The sequence below is a fragment of the Pseudomonas sp. P5_A12 genome, assembly GCF_056400685.1.
Genome location: NZ_JBFUKU010000210.1, coordinates 1 through 9,528, shown reverse-complemented (window position 1 = coordinate 9,528; position 9,528 = coordinate 1). Strand labels below are relative to the sequence as shown.

General features: G+C 56.7%; 7 protein-coding genes and 2 pseudogenes. 5 read left to right on the top strand and 4 right to left on the bottom strand.

From position 1 onward, the window contains the following. The 4 genes and pseudogenes from AC1DSG_RS22515 to rpsB all read right to left on the bottom strand — a co-directional run. A pseudogene (locus AC1DSG_RS22515) lies at nucleotides 1–65 on the bottom strand (ribosome recycling factor); the annotation flags it as partial. Next, entirely contained in the window at nucleotides 62–805 is a 744-nt protein-coding gene (pyrH, locus tag AC1DSG_RS22510) for a UMP kinase (protein ID WP_003172271.1), read from the bottom strand. The pseudogene AC1DSG_RS22515 and the gene pyrH, both read right to left, overlap by 4 nt. Before the next feature lie 210 nt (nucleotides 806–1,015). Beyond that, on the bottom strand, nucleotides 1,016–1,879 hold the full coding sequence (tsf, locus tag AC1DSG_RS22505; protein ID WP_007949329.1) for a translation elongation factor Ts: 864 nt from the start codon (nucleotides 1,877–1,879) through the stop codon (nucleotides 1,016–1,018). Between the two features lie 191 nt (nucleotides 1,880–2,070). Further along, on the bottom strand, nucleotides 2,071–2,808 hold the full coding sequence (rpsB, locus tag AC1DSG_RS22500) for a 30S ribosomal protein S2 (protein WP_477792854.1): 738 nt from the start codon (nucleotides 2,806–2,808) through the stop codon (nucleotides 2,071–2,073). 372 nt (nucleotides 2,809–3,180) lie between these two features. Between rpsB and map the strand changes: the two genes are divergently transcribed. The 5 genes and pseudogenes from map to AC1DSG_RS22475 all read left to right on the top strand — a co-directional run bounded on the left by map (nucleotide 3,181) and on the right by AC1DSG_RS22475 (nucleotide 9,162). Then, nucleotides 3,181–3,963 (top strand): type I methionyl aminopeptidase, encoded by a 783-nt coding sequence (gene map, locus AC1DSG_RS22495; protein ID WP_477792853.1) that lies wholly within the window; start codon nucleotides 3,181–3,183, stop codon nucleotides 3,961–3,963. Nucleotides 3,964–4,012: 49 nt separating this feature from the next. Next, nucleotides 4,013–6,714: pseudogene (locus AC1DSG_RS22490) on the top strand ([protein-PII] uridylyltransferase). Between the two features lie 153 nt (nucleotides 6,715–6,867). Continuing rightward, nucleotides 6,868–8,070, top strand: coding sequence for a succinyldiaminopimelate transaminase (gene dapC / locus AC1DSG_RS22485; RefSeq protein ID WP_477792852.1), 1,203 nt, complete (start codon nucleotides 6,868–6,870; stop codon nucleotides 8,068–8,070). A gap of 185 nt (nucleotides 8,071–8,255) precedes the next feature. Continuing rightward, nucleotides 8,256–9,017, top strand: coding sequence for a zinc metalloprotease (locus AC1DSG_RS22480; protein WP_477792851.1), 762 nt, complete (start codon nucleotides 8,256–8,258; stop codon nucleotides 9,015–9,017). A gap of 13 nt (nucleotides 9,018–9,030) precedes the next feature. After that, on the top strand, nucleotides 9,031–9,162 hold the full coding sequence (locus tag AC1DSG_RS22475; RefSeq protein ID WP_477792850.1) for a hypothetical protein: 132 nt from the start codon (nucleotides 9,031–9,033) through the stop codon (nucleotides 9,160–9,162). The last annotated feature ends 366 nt before the right edge of the window (nucleotides 9,163–9,528 follow it).

The following is a 9,528-nucleotide window of genomic DNA, read 5'->3' as shown; positions in this document are numbered from 1 at the left end:
TGGTTCAGAGAGTCCAGGGATTTCTGCATGCGCTCTTGAGCGTCTTTCTTGATTTCGTTGATCATTGTTGGCCTTCCTCGATCAGGGTCCCTTCAGCGCCGCCATGCACGATATTCAGCAGGGCGCCGGGCTTGTTCATGTTAAAGACGCGCAACGGCATCTTGTGGTCGCGGCACAGACAAATGGCCGTCAGATCCATCACACCCAGCTTGCGATCCAGCACTTCATCGTAAGTCAGATGATCGAACTTCTCGGCATGCGGGTCTTTGAACGGGTCAGCGGTGTAGACGCCATCGACCTTGGTAGCCTTGAGCACGACATCGGCATCGATTTCGATTGCACGCAAGCAGGCTGCCGAATCCGTGGTGAAGAACGGATTACCGGTACCGGCCGCGAAAATCACGACTTCCTTGGCGTTCAGGTGGCGCATGGCTTTGCGACGATCATAGTGATCGGTCACGCCCACCATGGAAATGGCCGACATCACGATGGCCGAGATATTGGCACGTTCCAGCGCATCGCGCATGGCAAGGGCGTTCATCACAGTGGCCAGCATGCCCATGTGGTCGCCAGTTACCCGATCCATACCGGCCGCGCTCAGCGCTGCGCCGCGGAACAGGTTACCACCACCGATCACCAGACCGACCTGAACACCGATACCGACCAGCTGGCCGACTTCCAGCGCCATGCGATCCAGAACTTTCGGATCGATCCCGAACTCTTCCGAGCCCATCAGGGCCTCGCCGCTAAGCTTGAGTAGAATGCGTTTATAGCGAGCCTGATAACCACTGCCCTGCTGAGCCATTGCGAATCTCTCCTGCGGCGTATTTAAAAAATTCTTTGCGAGCTGTTTACAGCTGCGCTCACTCTAGCTTGGCGCTGCTTCAGCGCCATCGGAACATGGCTTTGTAAGCCAGTTCCAAAGGGAAACCAATAAAAAATTGGTAGCCCATCTGAAAAGAGGCTGCGCGCGTAAGCGGGCAGCCTCTTCAGGGCGACAGTTTAAAAAACCGTCTTACGACTTGGCAGCAGCCAGCTGGGCAGCAACTTCTTCAGCGAAGTTGTCTACTGGCTTCTCGATGCCTTCGCCTACTTTGAAGTAGGTGAAGGAAACGATTTCAGCACCGGCCTTCTTGGCCAGCTCGCCGACCTTGATTTCAGGGTTCTTGACGAACGCCTGCTCAACCAGGCTGGCTTCGGCCAGGAACTTGCTGATACGGCCTTTGACCATGTTTTCAACGATGTTTTCTGGCTTGCCTTTGATTTTTTCTTCGTTCAGCTGCAGGAACACAGCTTTTTCACGCTCGATCGCTTCGGCAGAAACTTCCGAAGGCAGCAGGAACTCTGGGTTGCTGGCCGCTACGTGCATAGCGATGTCTTTGGCCAGTTCAACGTTGCCGCCTTTCAGGACAACTGCAACACCGATCTTGTTGCCGTGCAGGTAACCACCAACAACATCACCTTCAACACGTACCAGGCGACGGATATTGACGTTTTCGCCAACCTTGCCAACCAGTACCAGGCGATCAGCCTCTTGAGCGGCGATCAGCGGAGCAACGTCAGTCAGTTTGTCGGCGAACGCTTTTTCAACGCTAGCAGCAACAAATGCCTTGAAGTCGTCCTGCAGGGCCAGGAAGTCAGTCTGCGAGTTTACTTCCAGCAGAACAGCAGATTTGCCGTCTTCTTTCAGAGCGATAGCGCCTTCAGCAGCCACGTTGCCTGCTTTCTTGGCAGCCTTGATTGCGCCGGAAGCACGCATATCATCAATGGCTTTTTCGATGTCGCCGTCAGCCTTTTCCAGGGCCTTCTTGCAATCCATCATGCCTTCGCCGGTACGCTCACGCAGTTCTTTAACCAACGCTGCAGTAATTGCTGCCATTTTCAAAATCCTCTTGGATAGGTTTTCAACCATTCCACCCGATCGAACGGGCGATCAATTCTTCCCGAACCACCGTTGTAAGCCGCTGCACGTTACAGCTCTGCAAGTGCGGGGCCGACAAACGGTTTTCGAGGTGGCAAAAAGGGGGCCAAGCCCCCTTTTTGCTTACTGAGTCAACGCCAAGGCGTCAGTTACTCAGCTGCTGCTACCGGAGCTTCTTCAACGAACTGCTCAGTGCCGCCAGCAACGTGGTTGCGACCGCGGATTACAGCGTCAGCCATCGAACCCATGTACAGCTGGATAGCGCGGATTGCGTCATCGTTGCCTGGGATGATGTAGTCAACGCCTTCCGGGCTGCTGTTGGTATCGACWACGCCGATRACCGGGATGCCCAGCTTGTTGGCTTCGGTGATCGCGATGCGCTCGTGATCAACGTCGATAACGAACAGAGCGTCTGGCAGACCGCCCATGTCCTTGATACCACCCAGGGAACGATCCAGCTTTTCCAGATCGCGAGTGCGCATCAGCGCCTCTTTCTTGGTCAGCTTGGCGAACGTACCGTCTTCTGCTTGTACTTCAAGGTCACGCAGACGCTTGATGGAAGCACGGATGGTTTTGAAGTTGGTCAGCATGCCGCCCAACCAGCGGTRATCGACGTACGGCGAACCGCAACGTGCTGCTTCTTCAGCAACGATCTTGCCAGCGGAACGCTTGGTGCCGACGAACAGAATCTTGTTTTTGCCCTGGGCCAGACGCTCTACGAAAGTCAGAGCTTCGTTGAACATTGGCAGGGTTTTTTCAAGGTTGATGATGTGAATCTTGTTACGCGCGCCGAAAATGTATTTACCCATTTTCGGGTTCCAGTAACGGGTTTGGTGACCGAAGTGCACACCGGCCTTCAGCATATCGCGCATGTTGACTTGGGACATGATAGTTCCTTAATAAGTCGGGTTTGGCCTCCACGTATCCCAATGACCAACCAGCAGCATCAGCTGAAGGCACCCAGGTCATCGTGTCGACACGTGTGTGGATTTAAGCCTTTCGGGGCATCCCCGGAAAGCGGCGCATTTTATACCACAAGGCTGCAAAAAACGGAACCCGGATTCTCAAAACCGGACACACGTCTTTAATCGCCCCTTGGAATCGCTCAAGAATGCGCCAATCTATAGAGAGATGCGATGCACAGAGGCTCAGATTTGCGCTGATCGTCTGATAGAATCAGGTTTTTCAGGGCCGCTAAGATTGATCGCATACCGCCCATTTCGTTTCAACAAGCGCCATCGAGCGCAAAGAGAGCCTGTATGACCGTCACCCTCAAAACCCCAGAGGACATCGCAAAAATGCGCGTCGCCGGCAAACTGGCCGCCGATGTGCTGGAAATGATCGCCGAACATGTCAAACCGGGCATCACCACCGAAGAGCTGGATCGCATCTGCCACGACTATATCGTCAACGAGCAGCAAGCCATCCCTGCCCCGCTCAATTACAAGGGATACCCGAAGTCGATCTGCACCTCGATCAATCACGTGGTCTGCCACGGTATTCCGAACGAGAAGCCGTTGAAGGATGGCGACACCCTGAACATCGACGTCACCGTCATCAAGGACGGTTACCACGGCGACACCAGCCGCATGTTCCACGTCGGCACCGTGCCGGTCTGGGCCGAACGCCTGTCGCAAGTGACCCAGGAATGCATGTACAAGGCGATTGAAATCGTCAAGCCCGGCTGCCGCCTCGGCGACATCGGCGAAATCATCCAGAAGCACGCGGAAAAGAACGGCTTCTCGGTGGTTCGCGAGTTCTGCGGTCACGGCATCGGCAAGGTGTTCCACGAAGAGCCACAGATCCTGCATTACGGCCGCGCCGGCACCGGCATGGAACTCAAGGCCGGCATGACCTTCACCATCGAGCCGATGATCAACCAGGGCAAGGCCGACACCAAAGTGCTGGGCGATGGCTGGACCGCGATCACCAAGGACCGCAAGCTGTCGGCACAGTGGGAGCACACCCTGCTGGTCACCGAAACCGGTTACGAGATCTTCACCTTGCGCGCCGATGACACCATCGCCCGCGTTTCGGCCTGATCCCAGCCGCGCAGCTCTCAGCCTTATAGATAGACAGGAAAGCCAATCGATGCCGCAGGTGGATCCCGAACTCTTCGACCGCGGCCAGTTCCAGGCTGAACTGGCCCTGAAGGCAAGCCCGATCGCAGCCTTCAAGAAGGCGATCCGCCAGGCCCGCGAGGTGCTCGACGGGCGCTTTCGCAGCGGCCGCGACATTCGCCGGCTGATCGAGGATCGCGCCTGGTTCGTCGATAACATCCTGCAAAGGCCTGGGAGCAGTTCAACTGGAGTGAAGACGCCGACATCGCACTGGTCGCGGTCGGCGGCTACGGTCGCGGTGAGTTGCACCCGTATTCCGACATCGATTTGCTGATCCTCCTGGACAGCGCCGACCACGAAGTTTTCCGCGATTCCATTGAGCGTTTTCTGACGTTGCTGTGGGACATCGGCCTGGAAGTCGGTCAGAGCGTTCGCTCGGTGGACGAATGCGCCGTTGAAGCCCGCGCCGACCTGACAGTTGTCACCAACCTGATGGAAAGCCGCACCATCTGCGGGCCTGAACGCTTGCGCCAGCGCATGCTGGACGTTACCAGCACCGCGCACATGTGGCCGAGCAAAGACTTCTTCCTGGCCAAGCGTGCCGAGCAGAAGGCCCGTCACCACAAATACAACGACACCGAGTACAACCTGGAACCCAACGTCAAAGGCTCGCCCGGTGGCTTGCGGGATATCCAGACGATTCTGTGGGTGGCCCGTCGCGAATACGGCACGCTGAACCTGCGTGCACTGGCCGGCGAAGGTTTTCTGGTCGAGAGCGAAAACGCCCTGTTGGCCTCGTCTCAGGAATTCCTGTGGAAAGTCCGTTACGCGCTGCACATGCTCGCCGGTCGTGCCGAGGATCGCTTGCTGTTCGATCACCAGCGCTCGATTGCCGGGCTGCTCGGGTTCGTCGGCGATGACGCCAAGCAAGCCATCGAAAACTTTATGCAGCAGTACTACCGGGTGGTCATGAGCATTGCCCAGCTCAGCGACCTGATCATCCAGCACTTCGAAGAAGTCATCCTCGCCCCGGAAGATGAAGCGCCGCCGCAGCCGATCAACTCGCGGTTCCAGTTGCACGACGGCTACATCGAGGCACGTAACGACAACGTATTCCGTCGCACGCCGTTCGCCATGCTCGAAATTTTCGTGCTGATGGCCCAACAGCCGGAAATCAAAGGCGTGCGCGCCGACACCATCCGCCTGCTGCGAGAAAATCGCCACCTGATCGATGACGACTTCCGTAACGACATTCGTAACACCAGCCTGTTTATCGAGCTGTTCAAGTGCAAGATCGGCATCCATCGCAACCTGCGCCGGATGAACCGTTACGGCATTCTCGGGCGTTACTTGCCGGAGTTCGGCTTCATCGTCGGCCAGATGCAACACGATCTGTTCCACATCTATACGGTCGACGCTCACACCCTGAACCTGATCAAACACCTGCGGAAGTTGCAGTACACCCAGGCGTCAGAAAAATTCGCGCTGGCCAGCAAGCTCATGGGCAAACTGCCCAAGCCCGAATTGATTTACCTGGCCGGGCTGTACCATGACATCGGCAAGGGCCGGCACGGCGACCACTCAGATATCGGCGCAGTAGATGCAGAAGCCTTTTGCCAGCGCCATCAGCTGCCGGTTTGGGACACTCGCTTGATCGTCTGGCTGGTGCAAAACCATCTGGTGATGTCGACCACGGCCCAGCGCAAAGACTTGTCCGATCCGCAGGTGATCCACGATTTTGCCCAGGCCGTCGGCGACGAAACCCGTCTCGATTATCTGTACGTGCTGACGGTCGCCGACATTAACGCCACGAACCCGACCCTGTGGAACTCCTGGCGCGCCAGCCTGTTGCGCCAGCTCTACACCGAAACCAAGCGCGCCTTGCGTCGCGGCCTGGAAAACCCGGTCGATCGCGAAGAGCAAATCCGCCAGACCCAAAGCGCGGCGCTGGACATCCTCGTCCGCGGCGGTACCGACCCGGACGATATCGAGCAACTGTGGGCGCAATTGGGCGACGACTACTTTCTGCGCCACACCGCCGGCGACGTGGCCTGGCACAGTGATGCGATTCTCCAGCACCCGGCCGACGGCGGGCCACTGGTGCTGGTCAAGGAAACCACACAGCGCGAATTCGAAGGTGGCACGCAGATCTTTATCTATGCGCCGGACCAGCACGATTTCTTCGCGGTGACCGTGGCCGCGATGGACCAGCTCAACCTGAACATTCACGACGCCCGGGTGATCACCTCCAGCAGCCAGTTCACCCTCGACACCTACATCGTGCTCGACACTGACGGCGACTCGATTGGCGACAACCCGGCGCGGGTCAAACAGATCCGCGACGGCCTGACTGAAGCCCTGCGCAACCCGGCCGACTACCCGACCATCATTCAGCGCCGGGTACCACGCCAGCTCAAGCATTTTGCCTTTGCACCACAGGTGACGATTCACAACGACGCCCAGCGTCCGGTGACCGTGCTGGAACTCACGGCTCCCGACCGTCCGGGGCTGTTGGCGCGGATTGGTACGATTTTCCTGGAGTTCGACCTGTCGCTGCAAAACGCCAAGATCGCCACGCTGGGCGAGCGGGTGGAGGACGTATTCTTCATTACCGACGCCAACAACCAGCAGCTGTCCGACCCGCTGCTGTGCAGCCGCTTGCAGGATGCAATCGTTGAACAGCTGAGCGTCAGCCATGAACCTGATATCAAATTGTCACGACTCAGTATCTGAACTAACAAATATCCCACTGTGGGAAAGCGCTTATGTAGGCGCCGGGCTTGCCCGCGATGCAGGCGCCTCGGTCTGTCAGGTGCACCGAGGTGATGCTATCGCGGGCAAGCCCGGCTCCCACAAAAGCCGGCTCCCACATTGAACGAGGCCCCCATGAACAACGCTCTGACCCAGCTCCAGCCTTACCCGTTCGAGAAACTTCGCGCCCTGCTCGGCAGCGTCACGCCAAACCCGGACAAACGCCCTATCGCGCTGTCCATCGGCGAGCCGAAACACCGCTCGCCAAGTTTCGTGGCCGAAGCCCTGGCCAGCAATCTGGATCAGATGGCGGTGTACCCCACCACCCTCGGCATTCCGGCGCTACGTGAAGCCATCGCCGCCTGGTGTGAACGCCGTTTCAGCGTACCGAGCGGCTGGCTCGACCCGGCGCGCAACGTGCTGCCGGTCAACGGCACTCGCGAAGCGTTGTTCGCTTTCACTCAGACCGTGGTCAACCGGGGCGACGACGCCTTGGTGGTCAGCCCGAACCCGTTCTATCAGATCTACGAAGGCGCAGCATTTCTCGCCGGAGCCAAGCCGCACTACCTGCCATGCCTGGATGAAAACGGCTTCAACCCGGACTTCGACGTGGTTTCGCCGGACATCTGGAAGCGTTGCCAGATCCTGTTCCTGTGCTCGCCAGGCAATCCGACCGGTGCACTGATCCCGGTCGACACCCTGAAGAAGTTGATCGCCCTGGCCGACGAATACGACTTCGTGATCGCCGCCGATGAGTGCTACAGCGAATTGTACTTCGACGAGCAAACCCCGCCGGCTGGCCTGCTCAGCGCCTGCGTGGAACTGGGTCGCAATGACTTCAAGCGTTGCGTAGTGTTCCACAGCCTGTCCAAGCGCTCCAACCTGCCCGGCCTGCGCTCGGGTTTCGTGGCTGGCGACGCCGATATTCTCAAAGGCTTCCTGCTGTACCGTACCTACCACGGTTGCGCGATGCCGGTTCAGACCCAACTGGCCAGCGTGGCCGCGTGGAATGACGAAGTGCATGTGCGCGCCAATCGTGTGCTGTACCGCGAGAAGTACGATGCCGTGCTGGAGGTTCTCGGCCCGGTAATGGACGTACAGCGTCCGGATGGCGGTTTTTACTTGTGGCCCAATGTTGACGGCGATGATGAAGCGTTCTGCCGTGATTTGTTCGTTGAAGAACATGTGACCGTGGTGCCGGGGTCTTATCTGTCCCGTGAAGTTGCCGGTTTTAATCCTGGCGCAGGTCGAGTGCGGATGGCGCTGGTAGCGCCGCTGGCTGAATGCGTCGAAGCAGCTGAGCGCATACGCGCCTTTGTCACCCGCCAACGCTCTTGAAGTTAAATACCCGAACGGTGCAATGCCGTTCGGGTTTACATAATGCAATAGAACCAACTTACTTATAACTTCACTTTCATCCACCGCGGACTTATTCTTTTCCTGCGCACCAGACAACTAATAAAGTCCGCACACAAACTCAATAAAATATTTTTTAAACCAACCACAAACATGGATGTTTAATTATGGAAATCGCATCACTTTGCCTCGTCAAAACACAAATAGATCTTAATGCCTCTTACGAAGTTGCCATCACCGAGAACCCTGCAAATAGCGGCACCTCTGCATCCAGTCGCAAGAAACGGGCAGCCATCAGGCATACCCACTTCTGGGCACCTGGTCGCACATTGCGCATTGCCTTCCTAAATGGCGACCAGGCATTCAAGGATGCCGTCAAGACCGCTGCAAATAACTGGTTGCCGCACATCAATCTAAATTTTGAGTTCGTTGAGGGAAATGAGGGTGATATCCGCATTGCCATGGAACCAGGCGTCTACCATTCTTATATCGGCACTAGCAATTTGTTGGTGAAAGACGGCCCCACCATGCTGCTTTCGCCAGACCTGCACGTGCCTCGGTATTTTGCCGCCAATGTAATGCACGAGTTTGGACACGTGCTGGGCGCGGAGCATGAACACCTGCACCCCGAGGCGAACATCCCCTGGAACAAACCAGCAGTCTATGCAGCCCATGGAGTAGACGAAGACGCTGACGAGAGTGATTACGGGCGACGTATCGTTGATGAACGCTATTTCAATCTTCTCGATCCAGGCGAGGTGAATTATTCGACTTATGATCCGCTGTCGATCATGCACTACGCCGTCCGCCAGGAATGGACCCACGGCGACTTCAAGATCTACCTCAACCTGGTTATTAGCGAAAAAGATAAAGCCTTCATGGCCAAGGCCTATCCGTTTGYGCAAGCAATTGAATCAGCCACCGTATGACAAAGATTCAATCATGCATTATCCCGTCGACAATGAAGTGACCTTGGGCGATTTTGAAGTGGGTCATCATTCAAAAATCAGCATGCTTGATCGTCGAGCCATGCGCAAAATCTACCCTAAACCGCGACCGATAGATCACCTCTGATTCCGGACTGGCGCTGAACCTGCAGCGCCTTCTGCCACAAACGTAAGGGAATCGGCAGAATCGAATTGCCACATTAGTCGCTTAGACTGCACCAAGACCCTTTCACCACACCCAACCCGAACTGCCAGACAACCCCGTGTGAGCGAGCTTGCTCGCGATAGCGATGGAACATCCACCATTAGGGTTGGCTGATCCACCGATATCGCGAGCAGGCTCACTCCTACAGGTTTTGCGTTTTAACCGAACGGCCATGGCATAATCCGTCACCATTTTTTTCCAGCACCTGCAAAGGGGGCAATTCCTTGACCGTTTCAAGCAAAACATTGCACCTTTTCGGCATCAAAGCCTGCGACACCATGAAAAAGG

Bases quoted from the DNA above. Each gene is read 5' to 3' on its own strand.
- pyrH (WP_003172271.1), bottom strand. From the start codon at position 805: ATGGCTCAGCAGGGCAGTGGTTATCAGGCTCGCTATAAACGCATTCTA.
- tsf (WP_007949329.1), bottom strand. From the start codon at position 1,879: ATGGCAGCAATTACTGCAGCGTTGGTTAAAGAACTGCGTGAGCGTACC.
- map (WP_477792853.1), top strand. From the start codon at position 3,181: ATGACCGTCACCCTCAAAACCCCAGAGGACATCGCAAAAATGCGCGTC.
- dapC (WP_477792852.1), top strand. From the start codon at position 6,868: ATGAACAACGCTCTGACCCAGCTCCAGCCTTACCCGTTCGAGAAACTT.
- AC1DSG_RS22475 (WP_477792850.1), top strand. From the start codon at position 9,031: ATGCATTATCCCGTCGACAATGAAGTGACCTTGGGCGATTTTGAAGTG.